Source organism: Glutamicibacter sp. AOP38-B1-38 (assembly GCF_052377485.1).
Classification (GTDB): Bacteria; Actinomycetota; Actinomycetes; order Actinomycetales; family Micrococcaceae; genus Glutamicibacter.
Map to the genome: position 1 here is coordinate 1 of NZ_JBQSWU010000037.1, position 24,248 is coordinate 24,248.

20 protein-coding genes are annotated in these 24,248 nt (G+C 61.7%); 12 read left to right on the top strand and 8 right to left on the bottom strand.

Going from position 1 to position 24,248, the window contains the following annotated elements:
• Positions 1-242: 242 nt before the first annotated feature.
• Both ACT3TP_RS16830 and ACT3TP_RS16835 read right to left on the bottom strand, forming a co-directional pair.
• On the bottom strand, positions 243-2,330 hold the full coding sequence (locus tag ACT3TP_RS16830; RefSeq protein WP_444621118.1) for an ABC transporter ATP-binding protein: 2,088 nt from the start codon (positions 2,328-2,330) through the stop codon (positions 243-245).
• Positions 2,331-4,064: an ABC transporter ATP-binding protein gene (locus ACT3TP_RS16835; protein WP_444621119.1), complete on the bottom strand. Its 1,734-nt coding sequence runs from the start codon at positions 4,062-4,064 to the stop codon at positions 2,331-2,333.
• A 102-nt stretch (positions 4,065-4,166) separates the two neighbouring features.
• On the opposite strand from ACT3TP_RS16835, the gene ACT3TP_RS16840 reads away from it, so the two are divergent.
• Both ACT3TP_RS16840 and bcp read left to right on the top strand, forming a co-directional pair.
• Positions 4,167-4,298, top strand: coding sequence for a hypothetical protein (locus ACT3TP_RS16840; protein WP_444621120.1), 132 nt, complete (start codon positions 4,167-4,169; stop codon positions 4,296-4,298).
• 43 nt (positions 4,299-4,341) lie between these two features.
• Positions 4,342-4,821, top strand: coding sequence for a thioredoxin-dependent thiol peroxidase (gene bcp / locus ACT3TP_RS16845; RefSeq protein WP_096286133.1), 480 nt, complete (start codon positions 4,342-4,344; stop codon positions 4,819-4,821).
• Between the two features lie 65 nt (positions 4,822-4,886).
• Here bcp and ACT3TP_RS16850 read toward each other — a convergent pair whose 3' ends face one another.
• The 3 genes from ACT3TP_RS16850 to ACT3TP_RS16860 form a co-directional block, all read right to left on the bottom strand.
• A complete protein-coding gene (locus ACT3TP_RS16850; RefSeq protein ID WP_444621121.1) occupies positions 4,887-6,257 on the bottom strand; it encodes an NAD-dependent succinate-semialdehyde dehydrogenase in 1,371 nt (456 codons plus the stop codon).
• 141 nt (positions 6,258-6,398) lie between these two features.
• A complete protein-coding gene (locus ACT3TP_RS16855) occupies positions 6,399-7,058 on the bottom strand; it encodes a dihydrofolate reductase family protein (RefSeq protein ID WP_096286129.1) in 660 nt (219 codons plus the stop codon).
• Positions 7,059-7,576: 518 nt separating this feature from the next.
• A complete protein-coding gene (locus ACT3TP_RS16860) occupies positions 7,577-8,350 on the bottom strand; it encodes a FadR/GntR family transcriptional regulator (RefSeq protein WP_096286127.1) in 774 nt (257 codons plus the stop codon).
• Positions 8,351-8,429: 79 nt separating this feature from the next.
• On the opposite strand from ACT3TP_RS16860, the gene ACT3TP_RS16865 reads away from it, so the two are divergent.
• Complete coding sequence (locus ACT3TP_RS16865) at positions 8,430-9,308, top strand: carbon-nitrogen hydrolase family protein (protein ID WP_444621123.1); 879 nt, start codon at positions 8,430-8,432, stop codon at positions 9,306-9,308.
• Positions 9,309-9,353: 45 nt separating this feature from the next.
• Complete coding sequence (locus ACT3TP_RS16870; protein ID WP_444621125.1) at positions 9,354-10,706, top strand: APC family permease; 1,353 nt, start codon at positions 9,354-9,356, stop codon at positions 10,704-10,706.
• 130 nt (positions 10,707-10,836) lie between these two features.
• On the opposite strand, the gene ACT3TP_RS16875 is transcribed toward ACT3TP_RS16870, so the two are convergent.
• The gene (locus tag ACT3TP_RS16875) at positions 10,837-11,898 is read right to left on the bottom strand and encodes a 2,3-butanediol dehydrogenase (protein ID WP_096286121.1); all 1,062 of its coding nucleotides are present in this window, start codon (positions 11,896-11,898) and stop codon (positions 10,837-10,839) included.
• Between the two features lie 237 nt (positions 11,899-12,135).
• Here ACT3TP_RS16875 and ACT3TP_RS16880 point away from each other — a divergent pair, with 237 nt between their 5' ends.
• The 6 genes from ACT3TP_RS16880 to ACT3TP_RS16905 all read left to right on the top strand — a co-directional run bounded on the left by ACT3TP_RS16880 (position 12,136) and on the right by ACT3TP_RS16905 (position 19,211).
• On the top strand, positions 12,136-12,618 hold the full coding sequence (locus tag ACT3TP_RS16880) for a very short patch repair endonuclease (protein ID WP_444621126.1): 483 nt from the start codon (positions 12,136-12,138) through the stop codon (positions 12,616-12,618).
• Between the two features lie 230 nt (positions 12,619-12,848).
• Positions 12,849-14,132: an MFS transporter gene (locus ACT3TP_RS16885; RefSeq protein WP_444621127.1), complete on the top strand. Its 1,284-nt coding sequence runs from the start codon at positions 12,849-12,851 to the stop codon at positions 14,130-14,132.
• 216 nt (positions 14,133-14,348) lie between these two features.
• Positions 14,349-15,893: an ABC transporter substrate-binding protein gene (locus ACT3TP_RS16890; RefSeq protein ID WP_096286115.1), complete on the top strand. Its 1,545-nt coding sequence runs from the start codon at positions 14,349-14,351 to the stop codon at positions 15,891-15,893.
• Between the two features lies 1 nt (position 15,894).
• The gene (locus ACT3TP_RS16895; protein ID WP_444621128.1) at positions 15,895-16,848 is read left to right on the top strand and encodes an ABC transporter permease; all 954 of its coding nucleotides are present in this window, start codon (positions 15,895-15,897) and stop codon (positions 16,846-16,848) included.
• Complete coding sequence (locus ACT3TP_RS16900) at positions 16,841-17,692, top strand: ABC transporter permease (protein WP_444621129.1); 852 nt, start codon at positions 16,841-16,843, stop codon at positions 17,690-17,692. Before ACT3TP_RS16895 ends, ACT3TP_RS16900 begins: the two co-directional genes overlap by 8 nt.
• On the top strand, positions 17,685-19,211 hold the full coding sequence (locus ACT3TP_RS16905; protein WP_444621130.1) for an ABC transporter ATP-binding protein: 1,527 nt from the start codon (positions 17,685-17,687) through the stop codon (positions 19,209-19,211). The genes ACT3TP_RS16900 and ACT3TP_RS16905 overlap by 8 nt, the downstream gene beginning before the upstream one ends.
• A gap of 268 nt (positions 19,212-19,479) precedes the next feature.
• Here ACT3TP_RS16905 and ACT3TP_RS16910 read toward each other — a convergent pair whose 3' ends face one another.
• Positions 19,480-20,553, bottom strand: coding sequence for an alkene reductase (locus tag ACT3TP_RS16910; protein ID WP_444621131.1), 1,074 nt, complete (start codon positions 20,551-20,553; stop codon positions 19,480-19,482).
• Between the two features lie 307 nt (positions 20,554-20,860).
• A complete protein-coding gene (locus ACT3TP_RS16915) occupies positions 20,861-21,508 on the bottom strand; it encodes a 4a-hydroxytetrahydrobiopterin dehydratase (protein WP_444621132.1) in 648 nt (215 codons plus the stop codon).
• Positions 21,509-21,758: 250 nt separating this feature from the next.
• Here ACT3TP_RS16915 and ACT3TP_RS16920 point away from each other — a divergent pair, with 250 nt between their 5' ends.
• Complete coding sequence (locus ACT3TP_RS16920) at positions 21,759-23,267, top strand: AAA family ATPase (RefSeq protein ID WP_444621133.1); 1,509 nt, start codon at positions 21,759-21,761, stop codon at positions 23,265-23,267.
• Positions 23,268-23,408: 141 nt separating this feature from the next.
• Positions 23,409-23,900 carry a very short patch repair endonuclease gene (locus tag ACT3TP_RS16925; RefSeq protein ID WP_444621134.1) on the top strand — a complete coding sequence of 164 codons (492 nt, stop codon included), beginning with the start codon at positions 23,409-23,411 and terminating at the stop codon, positions 23,898-23,900.
• The last annotated feature ends 348 nt before the right edge of the window (positions 23,901-24,248 follow it).

Sequence of the window (24,248 nt, forward strand, 5' to 3'; positions counted from 1 at the left end):
GCTAGACCTAATTCAGCCTGCCGCCTTGGGGCAGCTCGCTCTCATAGTCAGTTCCGACGCCCGCCTCTGAGCGCGCGATAAGTCGCTGGGTGAACATCGGAGAGTATTGTTCGACGACTTTGCCTGGCGCCGTCCAGAGTTACTTACACTTCTGGAAACGTGGCGACTCTCAGAAACGAGTCATGCCGCGACAGCTGGGATTAACTCCCCTACACCGCGGCATGACTCGTGCCTAGCTGGTACTAGATTGTTTCGCTGCCCTCTTGCGGCGCGGGGGCACCGGCAACAGGTATGCCACCGGTCACCGGAACCGCGGCGGTATCCGGATTCGCATCCACATCCTCGGCCGGCCCGGCAAACTGCGACTGGTACAGGTTGTAGTAAGCACCCTGGGTAGCCAGCAGCTCCTCATGGTTGCCCTGCTCCACAATCTGGCCCGCTTCCATCACCAAGATGGTGTCCGCGTCACGAATCGTGGACAGGCGGTGGGCAATCACGAAGCTGGTACGGTCGCTGCGCAGCGCCGCCATGGCGCGCTGCACCAGCACCTCCGTACGTGTATCCACCGAGCTGGTAGCCTCGTCCAGGATCAGCAGCGACGGGTTGGCCACGAACGCGCGGGCGATGGTGATCAGCTGTTTCTCACCGGCGGACACATTGGTGCCTTCTTCGTCGATAAGCGTGTCATAGCCCTCCGGCAGGGCACGCACAAAGCGGTCCACGAAGGTCGCCTTCGCGGCCTCGATGACCTCCTCATCCGTGGCGTCCAGCCGGCCATAGCGGATATTTTCCATAATGGATCCGCCGAACAGCCACGCGTCCTGCAGCACCATGCCGACCTTCGAGCGAAGGTCCGCGCGGGACAGCTGGGTGACGTTGACGTTGTCCAGCATGATCTTCCCTGAGTTCAGCTCGTAGAACCGCATCACCAGGTTCACCAGCGTGGTCTTGCCCGCGCCGGTAGGACCGACGATGGCCACGGTGTGCCCGGGGTCCGCCTCGAAGGACAGCTCCTCGATCAGCGGCTGCTCCGGGTTGTAGGAGAAGCTCACACTTTCGAAGGAGACGTGCCCGTCGGTGCGTTCCGGAAGCTGGCGCTGGGCATCTTCCGGATCCTGCTCGTCGGCGTCCAGCAGTTCGAAGGTGCGCTCGGCCGAGGCGACGCCGGACTGCAGCATATTCGCGACGCCGGCAATCTGCCCCAGCGGCTGGGTGAACTCACGCGAGTACTGGATGAATGCGGTGGCATCGCCCAGGGACATCGCCCCGGAAGCCACACGCAACCCGCCGACTACCGCGATTCCCACGTAGGACAGGTAGGACACGAAGTTCATCACCGGCATGATCATGCCCGAGACGAACTGCGCGCCGAAGCTCGCCTTGTACAACTCTTCGTTACGCGTGGTGAAACGCTCAACCATGTCATCCTCGCGGCCGAAGACCTTCATCAGCTCATGGCCGGAGAAGGATTCCTCGATCTGCCCGTTCAGCGCACCGGTGTTCTTCCACTGCGCGGTGAACAGCTTCTGCGCCTTGGAACCGATAATGCCTGCGCCCACCCCGGACAGCGGCAACGCCACCAGGGCAATGAGCGCCAGCTGCCAGGAGACCACGAACATCATGATCACGATGCCGATGACGGTCATCAGCGCCTGGACCAGCTGGCTCAGCGCCTGCTGCAAGGCATTCTGGATGTTGTCCACGTCGTTGGTCACTCGGGAGAGGATGTCCCCCCGCTGGCGGCTGTCGAAGTAGTTCAGCGGAAGTTTGTTGATCTTGTCTTCCACATCCTTGCGCAGGTTGTAGACCACCTTCATGACCAGCTTGTTCAGCAGCCAGCCCGAGACCCAGGAGAAGATCGAGGCCACGAAGTACATGGCCAGCACGATCAGGATGTACTGCGAAAGCTGGGCGAAATCGATGCCCTGCCCAGGGACAAAATCCACCCGGGAGAGCATGTCCGCCTGGGAGTCCTGCCCGGCATCGCGCATACCCTGGATGACCTGCTCGGCGGTGGTTCCCGCGGGCAGTTCCATGTCCTTGCCGATCAGCCCGGCAAAGATCACGTCCATGGCGCGTCCCAGGATCCGCGGTGCAATCACCGAGAGCACCACATACACGGTGATCAGCGCGAAGACCAGACTCATGCCCACCTTGTAGGGGCCCATCAGCCCGATGAGCCGCTTGGCCGAAGGCCAGAAGTGCTCGGCCTTGCGCACCGGGGTTTCCTCCCAGCCTCCGGAGGCCGCGGCCACCTCGAACTCGTCTACCTCGGCGAGATCCGCATCAACTTCGGCGAGCTTCTCGCCGCCTTCTTTCTTCGCTGCCATTTAGGCCACCTCCTCCGCGCTGAGCTGGGATGAAACAATTTCCTGGTAGGTTTCCGAGGACTGGAGAAGCTCCTCATGGGTGCCTCGGGCAACAATTGCCCCATGCTCCAGCACCAGGATCTGGTCTGCCCCGGTAATGGTTGACACGCGCTGGGCAACGATGATCACCGCGGCGTCCTTGGTCGGCTCGTCCAGTGCCGCACGCAGCTTGGCGTCGGTGCTCACATCCAAGGCGGAGAACGAATCGTCGAAGAGGTAGGTGTTCGGTTTCGCGGCCAGCGCGCGGGCGATGCACAAACGCTGGCGCTGCCCGCCGGAGACGTTGGTGCCGCCCTGGGAGATCCTGGAGTCGAGCTGCTCATCGCGGGCTGCGACAAAATCGTCTGCCTGGGCGATGCGCAGCGCTTCCCAGAGTTCTTCCTCGGTGGCCTGCTGGGCGCCGAAGCGCAGGTTGCTGGCCACGGTTCCGGAGAACAGGTAGGGGCGCTGCGGAACCGCGGAGATATTCTCCGAAAGCAGCTCCCGGCCAAGTTCGCGCACCGGAATGCCGCCGATGAGCACCTGACCCTCGGTGGCGTCGTAGAGCCGCGGGATCAGGTTCAGCAAGGTGGTCTTGCCCGAGCCGGTGGATCCGATGATCGCAGTGGTCTGGCCGGGCTTGGCGAGGAATGACACGTCGGAGAGCACCGGTGCGTCCGCACCGGGGTAGCCGAAGCTGACGTTGCGGAATTCGACGGTGCCCGGAGTAGGCAGCGCGATGCCGTTGTTCGCCGCGTCGACCATGCTCGGATCGCTGTCGAGCACCTCGCCGATGCGGTCTGCCGAAACCATCGCACGCGGGACCATCATGGCCATGAAGGTACCCATCATGACCGCCATCAGGATCTGCAGCAGGTACTGCAGGAATGCGGTCAGCGCACCGACCTCGACCTGGCCGTTGTCCACCCGATGCCCGCCGAACCACAGCACGGCCGCGGTGGACAGGTGCAGGATCATCGAAATGGCGGGGAACATCAGCACAAACAGATTGCCGACCTTAACCCCGAGGATGGTCAGCTTCTGGTTGGCATCGGCATAGCGTTCGGTTTCATGCTGCTCGCGCACGAAGGCACGCACCACGCGGATGCCGGTGATCTGCTCGCGCAGCACGCCGTTGATCCCGTCGATGCGCTTCTGCATATCGCGGAACAATGGCATCAGCTTGATCACCAGGATGCCGACGACAACCAGCACCAGGGGAACTGCCACCCAGACGAGCCAGGACAATCCCGGATCCTCGCGGATGGCCATGACCACGCCACCGATGGACATGATCGGTGCGGTGATCATGAAGTTCAGCGCCATCAAGGTGAGCATCTGCACTTGCTGCACGTCGTTGGTGCCGCGGGTGATCAGCGTGGCCGCGCCGAATTTGTTCACGTCTTGGGCGGAGAAGGTGGAGACCTTCTCAAACACCGATTGACGGATGTCCCGGCCAACGCTCATCGAGGTCTTGGCCCCGAAGTACACGGCGCCGATCGCCGTGGCAACCTGGATGAAGGCGACCACGAGCATGATTCCGCCGGTCCGCCAGATGTAGTCGACGTCGGCGTTGACCACACCGGTGTCGATGATCTTGGCGTTCAGGCTGGGTAGATACAGCGTGGCGATCGTGGTGGCCAGCTGCAAGATGACGACGGCGGTGATCCAGCCGGCGTAGGGTTTGCTGTGTCTGAGGATGATCTTCAGAAGCATGAGGTATTGTCCTTACTCCATCTGCACCGAAGCATCCTGCACCTTCGGATTAAAGGCAGGGTGTTTCGAGCGCGATTGTCAGTCTAGCCCGTGCTGCCGACAGTGAAGATCATCCTTGCGATTGATTTTTGCCAATCATTAATTTCTTCCGAAATTCCGGTGAATAATTGCGCACAGCCGCCGCCGGCGCCGAATGAAGTGGTGGGTGAAATCGCCCTAGCCTTGGGCGACTAAACCTCATATGATGGAAATTAATTATCGTTATACGAAAGTTGGAATGATGTCAGAACAAGCAGTTAAATTGGTTCCGGGTCAGCCGGCACCAGAATTCACCCTGCGCGACGCGCAGTCCGAAGAGGTTTCGCTGTCCGACTTCGCAGGCCAGAACGTCATCGTCTACTTCTACCCCAAGGCAGCCACCCCAGGGTGCACCACCGAGGCCTGCGATTTCCGCGACAATCTCAACTCGCTGAAGAGCGCCGGCTACTCAGTCCTGGGTATCTCCCCGGACGAGCCCGCCGAGATCGCGAAGTTCGCCACCGACGAGTCGCTGAATTTCCCGCTGCTCTCGGACCCGGAGAACCTCGTGGCCAAGGCCTACGGCTCCTTCGGCGAGAAGAGCTTCGGAGAAAAGACCTTTGTCGGCACGCTGCGCTCCACCGCCGTGGTTGCTCCGGACGGCACGATCAGCCAGATCGAATATGCCGTGGATGCGAAGGGGCATGTGTCCAGGCTGCGCGAGGCGCTGGGCGTTTAACCACCAGCGGGCCTGCTTCCCAGAGATTCCTGGGAAACAGGCCCGCTGCCAAACTCACCAGTCGGCTAGCGCCCGGCGATCTTCACCAGCTTGTGGTTGATGAACTCGGTCATGCCGTACTTGCCCAGCTCCCGGCCGATCCCCGAGCGCTTCACCCCGCCGAAGGGCAATTCGGCCGCCGAGGCCGAAGGTTCGTTGATGGCCACCATGCCGCTTTCCAGCCGCGCGGCGATCCGCTCGGCGCGCGCCAGGTCCTTGGTGTGGACCGAGGCGCCCAGGCCGTAGTCGGAGTTGTTGGCCAACGCGATAGCTTCTTCCTCGCCGTCCACCTTGTAGAGCACCGCCACCGGCCCGAAGAGCTCTTCGGAGAAGGCACGCATTTCCGGGGTGACATCGGCCAGGATGGTCGGTTCGTAGTAGGCGCCGACGCCTTCGATCCGCTTGCCGCCGGCGAGCACCGTGGCGCCCTTGTCGATGGCGTCCTGCACCTGTTCCGCCAGGCCTTCGCGGGCCGCCGCCGAAGACAGCGGGCCGAGGAAATTCTCCGCCTGGGTTGGATCGCCGACGTTGATGGCGGACACCTGTTCGGCGAGCGCCCGGGAGAAGTCCTCATACACAGTGGAGTCCACGATGAACCGCTTGGCCGAGTTGCAGGCCTGCCCGGTATTGCCGAAGCGGGCCCGCATGCCAAGCTTCGCGGTCCGTTCCACATCGACGTCGGGCAGCACCAGGAACGGATCAGAACCGCCCAGTTCCAGGACCACCTTCTTCAGGTTGCGCCCGGCGACCTCTGCCACCGCCGCGCCCGCGCGTTCGGAGCCGGTCAGCGAGACGCCCTGGATGCGGCGGTCCGCGATGATGTCCGCCGCCTGCTCATTGGTGGCGAAGATGTTCAGGTAGGCGCCGTGCGGCGCTGCGGCTTCACGGAAGATCTGCTCCATGGCCAGCGCGGATTCGGGGCACTGAGGTGCGTGCTTGAGCAGGATCGTATTGCCGTTCATCAGGTTGGGCGCCGCGAAGCGCGCCACCTGGTAGTACGGGAAATTCCACGGCATGATGCCCAGCAGCACGCCGACCGCTTCCTTGCGCACCAGCGCCTTGCCGCCCGAGGCAATTTCCAGTTCTTCATCTTCCAAGAACTTCGGACCGTTCTTGGCGTAGTAGCGGTAGATGGACACCACGATGCCGATTTCGCCGAGCGACTGCTTCATCGGCTTGCCCATCTCACGGGTGATGATTCCGGCGAGCTCTTCGGCACGCGCCTCATAGATATCTGCCACGCGTTCAAGCAGTGCTACGCGCTCGGCCAACGCAGAGACGGACCATTGCCCATAGGCTTGATGGGCGGTGGTAATCGCGGTCTGGATTTGCGCGTCCGAGGCGATGGGGTAGGTTGCTTCCACGACTCCGGTGGCAGGATTCGTTACTGCGTACATATTCATGCTCCTTCGCTTGGTGGCTTTTCTGCCATGCCCGGATACTCCGGGGTGCCGATCCCATGGCATTTGACCCCAGTCTGCCAGCACCGCCCCGCCCGAAGGCAAGACGGCGCGTGACGAAGCTACACATTCGGTTCGCTAGGACTCGATCCGGGTGAATTCCAGATGCGTCACCCCGCTGCTCGTCGAAGTGGATGCGATCGAGTAGTTTCGCTCCATCCCTTCAAGACCCTCCCAGAGCCTGTCACCGCGTCCTAAGAGGATCGGAACTAGCGCCACGTGCAGATAGTCCACCAGTCCGGCGCGCAAGAATTCCCGCACGCTGAGCACGCCGCCACCGAGGCGCACGTCCAGCCCGCCGGCGGCCGCGACGGCTGCTTCCAGGGCTTCCTGCGGGGAGGCATCGATGAAATGGAAGGTCGTCTCCCCCACCGTCTGGGATTCACGCTTCCGGTGGCTGAGCACGAACACCGGAGAATGGAACGGTGGTTCATCTCCCCACCAGCCGGACCAGCTGGGGTCTTCTTCCCACCTCGGAGGACCGTACTTTCCGGCACCCATGATTTCGGCACCAAGACCGTCAAACGCCCTCCGGGCAAAAACGTCGTCCTCGGCTGCAGCCTCGTCCAGAGGTACGCGCATTTCGTTGCCCACCAGCGATTGGAAGGTCTGGGTGGGGATGAACCATTCGTGCAGTCGCTCCCCTGCATGCCCGAAGGGTTCTTCGAGGCTGCGGTTCACCCCGCTGCCCATGCCGTCTAGCGAAATGCTCAAATTATGCGCTCTGAGTTTTGCCATGACGCGTCCTTCCCGTCTCAGTGGGTTAATGTCGTTTCAGGCAACCGCGGGGCTGGTCAGCCAGGCGGCCGGAGGTTGTGCCCACAGTCTGCCACTTGGAGCACGCGACCGAAAGGATGCATGGGCCAGCGATGCTACCGGTTCGGCAGCACATTGGTCGCAAGAAAGTTCCGGCTAATATTTAGGTCCGGTATCCCGCCCTTCCCGGCGAGCATCGCGATGCACGGTATTTCACCATCTCAGGATTGCCGTTGCGGACCAGCGCGTTTCCGAGGTCAATGAAAATTAACTCATCTCGCTTCGTAATTCCCGTGCTTCTCGGAACTCAAAGGCCGTTCAACATCGACTTCTACGCGGTGGTTCCATTTCTTGCCGTCGTCCTCACCAATGATTTCCTTCCGCCCGGCACCACTGTGGGACTTATGCCGGGGATTCGAACTTTCGACAAGCAGGGACACTTCCTCGCCGGCGAAAAGGCAGCGGAGCACAGGCAAGCAGCGCACCGCCTATTGCCGTCACTAGCGCCCTCCACCAGTTCCAAGACCGAAGAACATCTCTCCCCTCAGTGCCGCCACATGTTCCTGGGTCACCGACATGGCCTCCACGGGATCATGGCGCCGCAGAGCGTTAACCAGCTGCCGGTGGTGGCCTCGGCCAACTTCCAGCTTCTCCTGCGGATAGGGCACGAAGTACTTCAGCAGTTCTTCGTAAGCGGCGAGGTAGGCAGGTACCTCGGGAAGGTCGCTGATTTCGGCAAGCAGGCGGTGGAAACGGGTATCGGGGATGTGATGCTCATGCCAGCTTGCAGCACGTGCCGATTGGCTGATCAATTCTTCCAACTCTTGGCACTGCTCCTCGGTGGCGCGTAGTGCGGCCTGCGCAGCAACGGCGCTTTCCATGAGGCTGCGCTGGTCGATCAACCGGAGCACCGCACCTTCATCTGCGCGGAATGCTTGGACCGAGGAATCATTGAGCTGCGGCGGATCTTGCACCACGAAGGTCCCGCCGCCTCGCCCGGGACGCCGTTCGAGCACCCCGTCTGCCACCAGGCTTTCCAGCCCGCGACGAGCCGTGATGACGCTGACTTCAAGGCCGGCGGCGATCAGCTGGGTACTTGGCAATTTGCCGCCTGGGGCAAGCAGTCGATGTTCGACCGACAGCAGGATTCGTGCACGGACGGTTTCCATCGCCGTAAGCCGAGTAACAGCTGCGGAGCCCGGTGCCGCATGCAGCAATCGCTCGGCTTCACGTTTCTCGGCATTAGCCGAACCCGGATTATTTTTTGCCGTCATGTATTGAGTCTATCGATTGCATCACATACATTTATATAACTGCTCATATTGATCAGTTATATATCTCCGAAAGAAGTTCATGGTGCCTCAAGAAATCATTGCCGGCCTGGCCCAACGCGCTCCGCTGCCCGTGTCGAGCTCGGTAGACGGTTTTGCCGAGGACGTAGCCGCGACGCTAGATCGCTTCGGACCGATGGATCTGCTGGCCTACCCGGAAATGCACTTGCACGGCACCGAGCATCTGCCCGAAGCCGAACGGAGTGCAGCGTTGGTGAACGCCGCGGTCCCGCTGGATGATCCGTTCGTCGCGGCCCTCGGCCGGATCGCGGAAGCACACCGGATCTGGCTCTGCCCGGGAAGCATCGGGGAACGCGACGCTGCCGGCGGCTACTACAACACCCAGCTGCTCTTCGCCCCGGACGGAACCCTGGCGGCCAGCTACCGCAAGATGTTCCCCTGGCGGCCCTTTGAGCCGCATCAGCCGGGCACCGAATTCGTGGTGGCCGCACTGGACGGCTTTGGCCCGGTCGGTTTGTCCAACTGCTACGACGCGTGGTTTCCCGAGCATTCCCGCCATCTCGCGTGGATGGGCGCCGGGGCCATAGTGAACGTCGTGAAGACCACCAGCGATGACCGCGAACAAGAACTGGTGCTGGCCAGAGCTAACGCCATCGTGAATCAGGTCTACATGCTCAGCGTGAACTGCGCCCACCCCGCCGGCCGGGGCCGCAGCATCGCGGTGGATCCCGAAGGCATGGTGCTAGGCGAAGCCGGGCTGGGCGAAGACACGCTCGTGGTGCGAGTCGATCCAACCAGATTACAGCGCGTACACGAGCAGGGCACGGCCGGAACTAACCGGGTCTGGTCCCAATTGCAGCCTGGAGATCAGCCCATCAAGCTGCCTATGTACAACGGCATGCTTGATCCCTCCCGTTGGGCCCCGGGTCCCCGCTCCTAGATCGTTTCCCTCTCACCTCCCCTACTGAAAACAACGGAGTTTTCCATGTCCACCACCACTGCCCTCACACGCACCTTGACGTTGCCCTCGCTGGTGATCTTCGGCCTGGCCTATCTGACACCGCTAATTGTCCTGGGCATCTTCGGGGTCATCGCATCGCAAACCGGCGGCGCCAGCGCCAGCGCCTACCTCATTGCCTTGCTGGCGATGCTTTTCACCGCCAACAGCTATGGGCGAATGGCAGCCGCCTACCCCGTAGCGGGCTCTGCCTACACCTACGTACGCAAGACTATCGATGGCCGGTTGGGTTTCCTGGTCGGCTGGGCCACCATGCTCGACTACCTGTTCCTGCCCATGGTGATCTGGTTAATCGGAGGTTCCTACCTGCAGGCGCAGTTCCCTGCGGTACCCATGCCGGTATGGATCCTGGGCTTCATTGTTGCCACGACAATCCTGAACATCGTGGGCATCAAGGTGGCCGACCGGGTGAATCTGGTCCTGATGTCCTTCCAGATCCTGGTCATCGTCTTCTTCGTGGCTCTCTCCGTGGCCAGCGTCGTCGGCGAGCAAGGGGCTAACGGACTGGCCAGCGCCACTCCGTTCACCGGAATCGATGCCACCGCCGCTGGCATCGCCGGCGGCGCGGCCATCGCTGCCTATTCCTTCCTCGGATTCGATGCAGTGACCACGTTGACCGAGGAGACCGTCGAGCCGCGGCGCACCGTACCCAAGGCGATCATGCTGATCGCGCTGATCGGCGGCGGCATCTTCGTGGTGGTGGCCTACACCGTGCAGCTGGTGCATCCGGGCGGCGTCTTCGAGAATTCGGAGGCGGCGGGCTTCGAAGTCGCCCAGCAGGTCGGCGGCAATCTCTTTGGAGCGGTTTTCCTCGCCGCCCTGGTCATTGCCCAATTCACCTCGGGCATCGCGGCCCAAGCCGCCGGCAGCCGGCTGCTCTACGCCATGGGCCGTGACGGGGTGCTTCCACGCGGCTTCTTCGGCAAGCTGAACGCCCGGTGGAGCACCCCGGTCTTCTCGATCCTGGCCATTGCCGCGGTGGGCCTGATCGCCATATTCATGGACGTGGCCACCTCGACGTCATTCATCAATTTCGGGGCATTCATCGCCTTCATCATGGTCAACGCCTCGGTGATCGTCTACTGGGCACGAGAACGCCAAGCCGGCAGGCAGCTGAACCCGCTGCTCTATGTCCTGTGCCCGGCCATCGGCGTGTTGGTGATCGGATTCCTGCTCTTGCAGCTGGATATGCACGCGGTAGCCATCGGCTCGATCTGGCTGGTCATCGGCGGGATCATCTTGGGCTTCACGACCAGGGGATTCAGGCGCCAGCCACCGCAGATGGCACTGGATGACCTGGAAGGCGCGGTCCAGCAGTAAATTCCTCCCGCGAGCCACGAACAGTGGCGACCCCCGCCTACAGAGGGAACGGCAAATGCAAAGCCCGACCGGCAGAGCAGTCCTCCAGCTCTGCCGGTCGGTTGCTCTGCCGGCGCCGACAACAGCCAGATCAGGCGCGCGGATTCACGATGATCTTCACATGCTCTTCATTGTTGTTAATCAACTGGTCGAAACCTTCGGACACCAGCCCGTCAAGTCCGATCCGGCCGGTAATGAAGGGCGCCAAGTCCAGCTTCCCGCCCTGCACCAGCGCTATGGTGTCCGGATGATCGCTGGCGTAGCCGATGGTTCCCCGCAGATCGATCTCTTTCAGCACCAGCTTGGGCATGTCAACTGGTGGCTTATGGCCCCAGATCGAAACGTTGACGATCACCCCGCCCGAAGACACCGCATCCAGGAGCATGTCCAGCACCGCAGGAACCGAGGAGCACTCGAATCCGACATCGGCGCCGCGACCTCCGGTTGCGTCGCGCACTTTCTGCGCCACGTCCCCGTCCCGCGGATCGAAGACATCATCGGCCACCCCGGTTTCGCGGGCCTTGGCCTTGCGGGCTTCGGAAAGCTCCGAGACGAAGACCTGAAGCCCCTTGGCTTTAAGCACCGCAGCGGTCAGCAATCCGATCGGACCGGCACCACCGACAATGGCAACCTGCCCGGCTTTGGCCCCCGATCGGACGAACGCATGGTGGGCAACCGACAGCGGCTCTATTAGTGCGGCTTCATCAAGCGGGATCCGGCCGATGGGGTGCACCCAGCGGCGTTCGACCACAATTTTCTCCGAAAGTCCGCCACCGCGGCCGCCCAAGCCGATGAAGTTCATATTCTCGGACAACTGGTAGGGCTGTCCCTGGCTGGTGTCCACGTCTTCATGAACGATATAGGGCTCTACCACCACGTTTTCGCCGATTTCGAGTCCGGTGACTCCTGGCCCCAGGGCCGTGACGGTTCCGGAGAATTCATGGCCCATGGTGACCGGTGCGCTTTCACCCGAGATCGGGTGAGGCTTCCCGGCCGGCGGGATGAAGATCGGCCCTTCAAGGTATTCGTGCAGGTCGGTCCCGCAGATACCGCACCAGGCCACGTCAATGGCCACCGTGCCCGGCTTCAGTTCCGGCTCGTCGATGTCCTCGATCCGGATGTCCCGCTGGTCGTAGTATCGTGCTGCTTTCATTGAGTTTCCCCTTAGTGGTTTCAGTGCTGCCCGGGCCAACGGTCGACGAATTGCCGTTCTCGAGGCCCAACCTACTGGCGCGCCCGGGTCTTGTAAACCGTTGCAATAGGTTTCAATGACATACCCCGGCCCCAGCAGAACAGACCGACCTCGAGTTCCAGCTGCCTCTCGTGGATAGTCTGCAGTGGAACCGTGGCGTGCAGAGCCGATCCGTGCGCACAATGGACCATGGACATCATGACTGCTGGGCAGCGCTCGCGGCTCATGTCGCGGATCCCCGGCAAGAACACCCGCCCGGAACTCGCCTTGCGACGTCTGCTGCATGCCGCCGGCTACCGATTCCGGTTGCACGGAGCATTGCCTGTCCGGCAGTTGGCCGCGCTGCGCAAAGAACACCAGGAAATCCTTTTGCGCGGGGGCAAGCTGCCTGGCTCGCCGGATCTCGTCTTCAGCGCCCGGAACAAAGTGATTTTCATGAATGGCTGCTTCTGGCACGGTCACGATTGCCCTGCGGGCCAACACCGCCCCTCATCCAATGCTGAATACTGGAGCCCGAAATTGGATTCCAACATCGCCCGGGACAAGCGCAAACGGCAAGATTTGGCATTGCTTGGATGGGATTCGCTGACGCTGTGGGAATGCGAACTGAAATCGATGGACGAGGTCCTGCGCAGAGCTGCGGAATTCCTGGGGCCTCCACGCAATCCGCGGAGCATGTAGTTCGAGCGGCTATCCGCCTCTGCCCTGCTGTCGATTGGCTTGCCCAAGACCCCGAGAGCAGCCAACAATCCGCCCCGCCGTTACGGCTAGCGGCGGCGGCTTTCTGACAATCGGGTTATTGCTGGCTAAAATTGCAATCCGGTGGCCATACTGCCGACGAAAACCTAAGAAACCGAAGGATCTGATCATCGCCAGAATATCGAAGCGGCCCAACACGTTCCCTGAGGTCCATGAAAACTAGCTCCCCGCGCTTCGAAGTTCCCGTCCTCCTCGGAACCCAGACGCTGTTTAATATCGGCTTCTACGCGGTGGTGCCATTTCTTGCCGTGGTCCTCACCAATGATTTCCTCCTGGCCGGCACCGCGGTGGGACTCATTCTGGGGATTCGCACCTTCGCCCAGCAGGGGCTCTTCCTCGCCGGCGGCAGCCTGGCGGACCGTTTTGGCGCACGAAAAATGATCCTCATCGGCTGCGCGGTTCGCGCGGCCGGGTTTTTCACCCTGGCCGCCTCGTTGTGGGCCAGCAACCCGGTGCTTTGGATGTTCATTCTCGGAACCCTGCTGACCGGATTTGGCGGAGCGCTTTTTTCTCCCGGGCTCAATGTCCTGGTGGCCGCAGCCCAAGCAGCCCGAGAACGCGGAAAGCCGGCCGAAACCAAACGCACCACGCTCTTTGCCTGGCTGAGCATTACCGGCGAAATCGGAGCGGTCACCGGACCGCTGGTCGGGGCGGCGCTATGGGGCTGGGGCTTCTCGACCGTCGCAGGATTCGGGGCGGTCTTCTTCGTCGCCATCGGCCTGTTCTTATGGGCCAACCTGCGCCGGGAGGCCCCAGGGATTTCCCCCCGGGGCGCTGGCAATGATTCGGTGCAGCGAAGCATCCCGAAGAGCAGTCTGCGTGCATGCCTGAAAGACCGCAGATTTGTGGCGTTCTGCGGTTTGCACGCATCGGACCTGTTGGCCTATAACCAGCTCTACCTGGCCATTCCTCTGGAGCTGGCGCGCATGGACTTGCCCACCCAGTGGCTGGGCCTGGTCTTCGCCTGGATTTCCATTTTGACGCTGACCTTGCAGTTGCCCGTTGCGTGGCTCGCCACCCGTCTAGGTCCGTTCATAACCTTGCGGTTCGGGTATCTCTTCAGCGCACTCGGGTTCGCGGTACTCGCGTTCGCTCCCGCCTCTGCCTTCGGCGGCGAACCCGGAGCGGCACGGATCATGTGCGCGGTAACCCTGCTGACGCTGGGACATATGAGCGTGCATCCCACCGCGCTGAGCCTGGTCCCGAAATTTGCCGGCACACGTGCCACCGGTTCCTACTTCGGCTTGCTGTCCAGTTGCGGCGGGCTGGCGGTACTGCTGGGAAATATGCTCATCGGGTTGCTGCTGACTCGGGCCGGCCAGGAGCTGCTGCCCGGATACCTGCCATGGATGGTTCTGGTTGTTCCGCTGGTCTTGGCCTCCATTTGTACGTCGCGCATCGCGCGTCGAGTCGGCACCTCCGCCCGGCATTCGTGAACTACGACATATTAGGTAAAACGACGCAGAATTTCCACGCCAATCATCAACTCCGCACTACTCAGGCTGTTATCTCGCTTCCAATCAAACAGCTCTGTTTTGACTCTGCTTTTTCTATGGGCCCAGGACAGCCTCTCGGTGCGGCTAATTAGGGTACGCTTACCAAGGCCCTAATGCTTTAGAAGCCTATTCATTACGTAATGCCGAAGGATTTCCATGAACTTTGGACGTTTGAGCGCAGCCGCCGGAATCGCGGCCGTTGCACTCGCGCTGACCGCCTGCAGTACCTCCACGCAGGATGCCGCACCGGAGCAGGCCGCGGATCAAGACGCTCGCGTAGTTGTGGCCAATTTCCGCGCGCCGGTGTCCAACTGGGCGCTGGAAAGCGATGATGCCTATGTGCTGTCCATCTCCGGGTGCTTGGAAACCCTGACCCGGTATGACCAGACCGAGAAAAAAGTCGAGCCGATGCTTGCGGCATCATGGAAGCAGTCTTCCGATACGCAGTGGGATTTTGAGCTCCGCCCGGACGTGAAGTTCCAGGACGGCAGCGCGTTGGATGCGAAGGCCGTGGCCGCATCGTTGAGCCACGTGCTCGAAGCCGCCGCGCCGGCACGCGCCATCAACCCCAAGACCATCAGCAAGGTCGCCGCTCTCGATGCCGACACCGTCCGCGTCACCACGCCAGCTGCTGATCCGCTGTTGCCCTACCGCATGGCAAGCGTGAATGCCGGTATCCTCTCCCCTAATGCCTATACGTCCAAGGGCATAGACCCGTTTGGCCACTGCACCGGACCGTTCACCCCGGTCTCCGAAAAGGCCGGCCAGTCACTGACCCTGGACCGCAACGAGAACTACTGGAACGGCACCGCGAAACTGGCCGGCGGCGAAATCCGCTACATCACCGAGGGCGCCACGCGCGCAACCCAGGTCCAGACCGGAGAAGCCGACATCTCCATGTCGATTCCGGCCACCAGCTTGGCCACCTTGGAATCGGATGACTCGGTGAGCGTGCTCAAAACCGATTCTCCACGCACCGCGACGCTCTACCTGAACAACTCACGGGCACCGTTCAATGACGTCAAGCTGCGCAAAGCGGCAACCATGGCGCTAGACCTGCCCGCCATCGCCGCAAGCATTTACGAGGGTGCCGCGCAGCCCGCCACCGGCCCCTTCGCGCCAAGCGAAAGCTGGGCCAATCCCGACTTGGCCGTCCCCCAGCTGAATCTGGACGAAGCCAAGAAGCTGGTGGCCGATTCCGGGTATGCGCAAGATCAGCCGCTGGAGATTATCGCGATCACCGAACGCGCTGAATTCGCCGGGGTCGGCGCCATCATCCAGGAGCAGTTCAAGCAGATCGGCCTCCAGGCCAACGTGGTCACCAAGTCCTACGGCGCCGCCGAACCAGATGTACTGGCCGGCAAGTACGACATGATCCTGAGCCAGCGCAATCGCATGATCGATATTGCAGACCCCATCGGGTTCCTGCAGGCGGACTACACCTGCCAGGGCGGCTACAACCTGAGCCATTACTGCAATGAGGATTACGACGCACTGATTGCCAAGGCGGCCAGCGAAACCGACGAGGCCACGCGCCACCAGCTCTACCGCGAGGCGGGAGACATCCTTGCCGAGGATGCGGCCAATGTGTGGCTGGTCAACGAACAGTCCATCGACGCCGTCGGCGACTCGGTCCAGGGCTACGTCCAGGACCCGCTCACCCGCTACGTGTTGACCAAGGATCTGGCGAAGACCAAGTAAGTTGCTATCCCTCTCATCGGCGCTGCGCCGAGTCGTAGGACTCGGCGCAGCGGTCCTGCTTTCGTCCTTCGCGGTATTTCTCGTACCCTTTGTCTCCCCCGGAGATCCGGTGCGCGCGCTGCTCAGAGCGCGCATGGACATCGGAGCCGCGGATGAGGCGGCGGTGCAAGCCTATGCCCAGCAATTTGGCCTGCATGACCCGATGCTGGTGCAGTTCGGTCGCTGGCTTGGCCGGTTTTTCACCGGCGACATGGGGGTCTCTTTTGTCAGCGGAACTCCGGTGGTCGACCAGGTGCTGCCCGCCATTGGCGTCACCCTGGCTTTGGCCGGCTGCGCCCTGCTGGTGGCCATCCTGGTCTCCATAGTGCTGGGTGTGCTTGCGGCCACCCGTGCCGGGCAATGGCCGGACCGGATCATCACCTCGGTGACCCACGCGCTGATTGCCATTCCCGAATATGCGCTGGCTCCGCTGCTGGTCTTGCTCTTCGCGGTGCGCTGGTCCTTGCTTCCGTCGGCCGGATTCGAATCCCCCGCATCATTGGTGCTTCCGGTGTTCGTGCTGGCACTGCGGCCGATCAGCTTTTTCAGCGTGGCGGTACGCTCGGGCGTGCAGCAGGCGCTGGATTCTGAACATGTGCTGGCCGCCAGGGCCCGCGGCCTGAGCCGAAGCCAGGCGCTGATCCGCCACGTCATCCCCCATGGCCTGCTTCCGTTGTGGACCATGGTCGGGGTGTGGTTCGCCGGCCTGCTGGGCGGTTCGGTCATCGTGGAAGTCATTTTTGCCATCCCCGGAATGGGACGGCTGATCTTCGAGGCCATCGTGGACGCCGACATCCCGGTGGCCCAGGGCGGGGTTGTGGTGGTCGTGGCCTGCGCCGTGCTGGCCACGGGGATCATCGACTTGGTGCACCGGCTCAGCGATCCGAATGTGCGCATTGGAGTACGCCATGACTAAAAAATCCCTTCGGGGGCTGCTGTTCAACCCGCCGGTGATCATCCTGCTCATCGTTCTGTTCGCGACCATCGCGGCGCCGTGGATTTCACCTTTCGACCCGGATGCGCAAAGCCTCTCCGAACGTCTTGAATCGCCGAGCTGGGCGCACCTGCTCGGCACCGACGCGTTGGGACGCGACACCTTGAGCCGGGTGCTTCACGGCGGACGCTTCTCCTTGGCCGTAGCGCTGATCACCACACTGTTCTCCTTGCTGGTGGGTACCTGCCTGGGCCTGCTCAGCGCATTGCGCGGAGGCTGGCTCGACGAGATCTTCCTGCGGGTCAACGACCTGCTGCTGGCGCTGCCGGAGATCGTGATAGCGCTGCTGATCATCGCGGTCATGGGCCCCGGATTCACCACCATGGTGCTCTCCGTGGGCGTGGTGGCCTGGACTCCCACGGCACGCTTGGTGCGTTCGCTGGCGGTGCAGGCCCTCTCCACCCACCATGTGGAAGCGTCCAAACACGTGGGTGCCTCGCGCTGGTTCATCCTGCGCCACCATGTGCTTCCCTTTGTTCTCGGCCCGGTATTGGCCCAGGCCGCGCTGCGCTTTGGCCTGCTGCTGGTCCTGCTCGGTTCGCTGTCCTATCTGGGCATCGGCGTCCAGCCGCCGCAGTCGGACTGGGGATCCATGCTCGCCGACGCGCAGCCACATGCAACGCGTTCACCCTGGGGCCTGATCGCACCGGGTGCGGCAATATTCTTGGTGAGTTTCTGCGTGACCCTGCTGGGCAACCGCATCACCCAGGCATTTAACGGGCAAGATGTCCTCGCCGCCGAGGCCAAGGCTGATCTGAATGACTAAAGAACTTGAAATCATCGAATTATCGGTCAGCACCGGAAGCACAGCGCTGCTTTCCAAGGTCAGCTGCTCGGTTCGCGCCGGCGAACTCGTTGCCGTGGTCGGACGCTCGGGTTCCGGGAAAACTCTGCTGACCAAGGCGATCATGGGCCTGCTGCCGGCCCAGTTGCGCGCCGAGGGCGAAATCCTGCTGGGCGGCGAACGCATTGACCAGCTTGATGACAAGGGCATGGACGCCGTGCGCGGGCGGCGCATCGGCATGCTGTTCCAGCAGCCCAAGCGTGTCATGAACCCGCGCCTCACCGTCCGCGCGCACCTGCTCGAGGCCCTCGGGGCTCACAGCGCTGGCAAGGCCCGCAGACACGAGGCCCAGGTCGAAGCCCTGCTCCATGAGGTGGGGCTCGCCCCGGCCGCGGAGATCGCCGGCAAGCGCCCGGACCAGCTTTCCGGTGGCATGGCTCAGCGAGCCATGCTGGCCATTGCCTTGGCGGGGAACCCGGAGTTCATCCTGGCCGACGAGCCCACCTCTTCCTTGGATTCCATCCTGAAATCCGAGGTCCTGGAATTGCTGCGCCGCAAACAGCAAGAACGCGGACTGGGCATTTTGCTCATCACCCACGACATCGCCAGCGTCCGGCACATCGCGGATCGAATCGTGGTGGTCAGCGACGGCGAAATCATTGACCAGTGCCCCACTGCCATGATCTTCTCCAAGGACCGGCACGCCAAAACACGTGAACTGGTTGATGCCAGCCAAGCCGGGCAGCGGCAGCGACGCGAAATCAGTTCCGGATGCATCCTCGAAGCCCGCTCGGCCGGCAAGAACTACACGCGCCGGGCCAAGGGCCGCGCGGCTCTGGAACCCACCACGCTGCGTTTGCATGCCGGTGAAATCCTCGGCGTGGTGGGACGCTCGGGCTCAGGCAAAAGCACCTTCGCCAGACTGCTCGCCGGCCTGGAGCAGCCAACCAGCGGCCAAGTCCTGAACCATCATGAGCACCGCACGCCCAACGCCGTTCAGGTCATTGCGCAAGAGCCATATTCCTCCTTTGATCCTGCCCTGACGCTTCGCAAGAGCCTTAGCGCAGCGGTGCACCGATTGCCGGTGCTAGAGGCCACGAAAATCGTTGAGAATGCCATGACCCAGGTTGGGCTTCCGCAGCAGCTGCTGGACCGAAAACCCGGCCAGTGCTCGGGCGGCCAATTGCAGCGCATGGCCATAGCCCGCGCCTTGCTGGTCGCCCCGCAGGTGCTGATCTGTGACGAATCGACCTCTGCGCTGGATTCCGTGGCCCAGCGCCACATCTTGGATCTCCTGCTGGAGCTGCGCGATCGGCTGGGGTTGTGCCTGGTGGTCATTTCCCACGACATGGACGTGATCCGCTATGTCAGTGACAACGTGGCCGTTTTCTACGAAGGCGAACTCGTAGAGCATCGCAGTCTGGACGAGTTCTTATCCTTCGCCGAACATCAACACAGCCAGGATCTGGTGGCCGCGCTCAGTGCTTCGAGCGGAGTCTAAGCAGCAGCAACCTCATTCGTTAAGGCAGCGCCGAGCCAAGGCGCAGGAGCAGCACAACTGAAGAGTTCTCTATAACATTGAACTTCTCGCAGAAGGTCTCCCTGCTGACGCTGGATGATGACAAGTTCCAAGAGTGATGGCACTCTTGCCGCCGCGGAAAAGCCATGGTTCGGGTAGCCGAGACCGGTTAAAACGAACAAGTCGCATCCATCCGGTGAATACCGGAGAGATGCGACTTGTTTCATGCCATCTTTGGCTGGCCCAGCGGCTAGTTCTGCCAGAACGGGTAGTCCGTGTAGCCCTCGGCACCCTCGGTGTAGAAGGTGGAGGCATCCGGTTCGTTCAGTGGCAACTCTTCGCGCCAGCGGCGCACAAGGTCGGGGTTGGCAATGGCGGGGCGTCCCACCACAACCGCATCCGCCCAGCCACCGGCGGCGACCGCGGTGGCATCCTCATAAGTGGTAACCGTTTGGAACCCGGTATTCAGCAGCACCGGTCCACCAAAGGTGGTACGCAGACCCTGGACGAGGTCCCCCGAGGGTTCCTTATGCAGAATGCTCAAGGCAGCCAGGCCCAGCGGGGCGATTCCTTCAAGCAAGGCCGTGTATGTCGCAGTGACGTCGGCTCGATCCAGCTCGGTGGCACCCTGGACGTTGTGCTCGGGAGAAATGCGCAGTCCGGTCTTACCCGCGCCGATCGCGTTGGCCACCGCCTTCACGACCTCGATGACAAAGCGGGCGCGGTTCTCCGGAGACCCGCCATAGCCATCGGTGCGGGTGTTGGCGCTCGGCGCGAGGAACTCATGCAGCAGGTACCCGTTGGCACCATGCAGCTCGACCCCGTCAAATCCGGCGGCGATGGCATTGCGCGAGCCCTGCACGAATTCCTCGATGATTCCCGGCAGTTCAACGGCGCCCAGGGCACGAGGCACCGGGTAGGGGTGCTTGCCCGTGTAGGTCCGCGACTCGCCTTCCACGGCGATGGCACTTGGCGCGACGATGTGGTCCTGCCCGGTGGTCCCCGGATGCGTCACTCGCCCGGCATGCATTACCTGAGCAACAATGAGTCCGCCTTCGGCATGGACCGCGTCGGTAACCTTCTTCCAGCCGGAGATCTGCTCCGCGGTGGCCAGTCCAGGCTGGCGGACAAACCCCTGGCCGGTCACGCTGGGATAAACGCCTTCGCTGACGATCAGGCCCATCGATGCGCGCTGCCGATAGTACTCGACCACTTGGTCGTCGGGGACCCCGTCCTTGCGGGAGCGTGAACGGGTCAGCGGCGCCATCACCAGTCGATTGGAAAGGCTGAGATCTCCGAGCGTAAGCGGTGAGAACAGATCCATAGTTAGGACTCCTGAAGATTGTAGTTGCTTCGTGCAACCTGCCAGCCGGGAACTATATTCCAGCTGGGCGCCTCAAGTGAGATGGATTACGCGCCGGGCACTTGGCTTGGACGTGGACCGTAGAACCGCTCCAAACCGACCTTCAGGCAGGCAAAATGGCACGTTTCAGCGACAATCTGAACAGGCAGTTTCGCCAGCGGGCCGCGAAAGTTGCCCACTTTCTTCCACGGTAATTCTTATCTGGATTAGCAGCCGGCCAGTTTCGCTATTCTACGGTCAAGTTGCCGCACTTGAACTGAAACTCGATCTACCGGCCCATCTCGGTGCAAACGCAGAGCCTGTTTCCCTGCGGATCCGTGGCCACCACGAAGCTCGGCGCATGGTCGTGGTTCAGCCTGGCTCCGACGAGCTTGAGCCCATCGATGATATCCCAATGGTGGGAGTGCGGCACCGAGACATCGACATGGAATCGGTTGTCATTGGGGGTATCGGTGCTTTGGAACCAGATGGCCGGTCCACGCCCGTAGGGGTCGGTGAGGCTTCCGTCGCTCTGCTCCTTGTAGCCCAACGCGGTGCGCCAGATTTCCGAGATCTGTTCCCGGTCATCGGTATCGATGGCTATTTCCACGGGCCGAATGAGATTCAGATTCGCCGGGGCACCATGCTTCTCGGCAAGCTCAGAGATCTTTTCGGCCAGTTGGGTATCGCGCAGCGATACTCCCTCGACATCATGGGAGACCAGTGACACGAACAAGGTGTCATAGCGCCAGTCCACATCCGGATGGTGGTTGGATGCTTCCGCCAACGCGCCGATTTCGGCGAAGAACTCCAAGGCGACGGCAGCTGAGGGGCATTTGAAAGCCGTGCGCAGAACTCCCAGCACGTATCGCCAGTGTGGTAGCTGCGATAGCTTGGCTTCTCGGGTTGCCTGATCCAAGACTTCTTTATCCGACATGGTCCTCGCCTCTCGTGCATTCACGAATTCGCGGTCACCGCGAAACTACGACTCTCGCATACCGATAGTCTCCCACCATCATGGCGAGGCGTGAAGAGCTGGCCGGATTCAATCAGACTTCACTGCGGTAGCGGCCGGCAGCGTTCCCCGGTCACCGGATCAGGTAAACGCTCAGCGGATCCCGGCGTACTGATTAACCAGCCAAGTCAGGCTCTGGTTCATTGGTCGCATCCACTGGTATTCTCGGCTCATGGATGAAGAATTGCGCGGGTTCATGAAGTCTTTCGCTCAATTAGCGAGACTCGCCGACCAATACCAAGAGCACCACAAGGGGCAGCTCCTGGCCCCTGTACTGGCTGAACATCTAGGATTAGATCCTGGCACGCTCTCCCTCGTTGTTGAAAACTTCGCGTCCCACCGCTTGGCCGACGCGAACATTGTCCTGGAACGATTGATCTGCGTTGATCCGCAGGCAAGAGTCATCGGTTTGGCAGGCCAGGAACGGCATCATTTTGACCTGAGCGACTTGGTTGGCGTTCAAGGCAACTTCGGCGTCCTTGGCGAACCTTCCTACACCACGCTAGCGGTGGGTCCTGGAAGGCAGCAACGATTCCTGTCTTTTGGCATTCACTTATTCACCACCGGGCAAACACCCATGGTCATCCTGTTGCGCCAGGCAAACCCGGAATACGGCAAACCGGAAGCGACTTTGGAAGTCTTGTGCACTGATGAGAAGCTTGTCGATTCCTTCCTCGCCGATTTCCGCGAGGGACTGCACACCACCAGCATCTACCGCGGACAAGTCATCTCCTTCAAGTCCAGCGAGTACTCCGAATCAAATGCCGGCATCACCTTCCACCAGCGCGAAGAAATCAGTGACGAGCAGCTGATCCTTCCAACGGGTCTGCGAGAACGAATCGAAGAGCAGGTTCTGGGCATCGGAATTCACCGTGATGCCCTCTTGGCCCACGGTTCCCATCTCAAACGCGGGGTGTTGCTTTATGGCCCGCCGGGGACGGGCAAGACCCACACGGTTCGTTATCTGGCTTCGGCGGCTAAGGATCATACGGTCATCTTGCTCAACGGCAATACCTTGTCCTTGGTTTCGCAGGCCTCAGCCATGGCTCGTGCGTTGCAGCCATCCATCGTGGTGCTCGAGGATTGCGATCTGATTGCCGAAGACCGCAGCTTTGGCCATGGACCGCAGCCCTTGCTCTTTGAGGTCTTGGATTCAATGGATGGACTGGATCCTGACGCAGACGTGTCATTTGTGCTGACCACCAACCGGGTGGAATCCTTGGAACGGGCTCTAGTCCAGCGTCCGGGACGTATCGATCTGGCGGTCCAGATACCCCGGCCCGATTTTGACGGGCGCAAGGCGCTGCTGCGGCTCTACGGTTCAAAACTGGAGTTGTCCCAGGAAACGGTGGACTCGGTGGCTCAGCTGACCGAGGGCACTACCGCGTCATTCACCCGCGAGGTAATCCGCCGGGCCATCTTGACCGCGTCCATCGCCGGAGTGCCGGTCACCGAACGGCACGTGCGCATTTCAGCGGCGGACCTCATGGACGATTCCGCGACGTTGACCCGGAACTTCCTCGGCGGCACCGAAGACCCAGATCTGAACGGCGGGGAACCGGACGAGGAAAGCTATGGATCCTTCGGTTGGTCGCCACTGCCTGACACGAGGGACTTCGGATTTGTCACCGATACTGAATCGCGTTCTGGCTCGGAGTCGCCTGAAGCGAAAGAAGACTAGTCCGTTGCTCGGGTCGCGCCGAGTGGGAACTGGTCAGTGAATTCCTGCCAATTGCTCCAAGGCTGGGCAGGTCAAATTTGAAATCACTGTGGCCAGCCAACCGAGCTGGCTCGCCCCGCAAGCAAGCGCGCACAATGGATTATGGACACCGTATCGGCCGAGCAGCGCTCGCGGATCATGTCGCGCATCGCGAGCAAGAATACCCAACCCGAACTCACCTTGCGCAGTCTGTTGCATGCCGCAGGCTACCGCTACCAGTTGCATGGAGCGCTACCGGTGCGGAAGTCAGCCGCAATCTGCGCGGAGCATCCAGACGTTCGCCTGCGCGGCGGCAAACTGCCTGGCTCGCCGGATCTGGTGTTCACGGCCAGGGAGAAGGTGATTTTCGTGAACGGCTGCTTTTGGCATGGCCATGACTGCCCTGTGGGGCGCCGCCGTCCCTCGTCCAATACCGGGTATTGGAACCCGAAGCTGGACGCCAATATCGCCCGCGATCGCCGCAACCGCCATGACCTGGCTTCTCTGGGCTGGGAATCGCTGACTCTCTGGGAATGCGAACTGCATTCGGTCGAAGAGGTCTTGCGCAAAACCACCGGATTCCTCGGGCCACCGCGCACGGCAGCTTCCTCCTAGGCAGGCGCCAGCGGATAGTTCGAGTCCACCGCGCTCGGCTCCTCACGCCTTCTGCTGTGCGGTATCTCCGGGAAATCCAGGACGCGCAAAACCCGAGCCAGCTCCCGACGTTAACAATGTGACTTGCACCTCAGGCCAGCGTTGCCCTGCTATAGAGTTTCAGGAAAACCTCCCATGTCGAAAGGCAATCACACCCATGTGCGAACACGACCACAACGCTGGCCCGGTCCCCAACCAAGCCCTCGCCCGGCGCAGCGTGATGGCTGGAGCCGCGGCGCTGGCGGGCCTGGGCGCACTTGGCTTCGCGGCACCCGCTTCGGCGGTTTCCGGCGAGCGCGGCGGAATTGC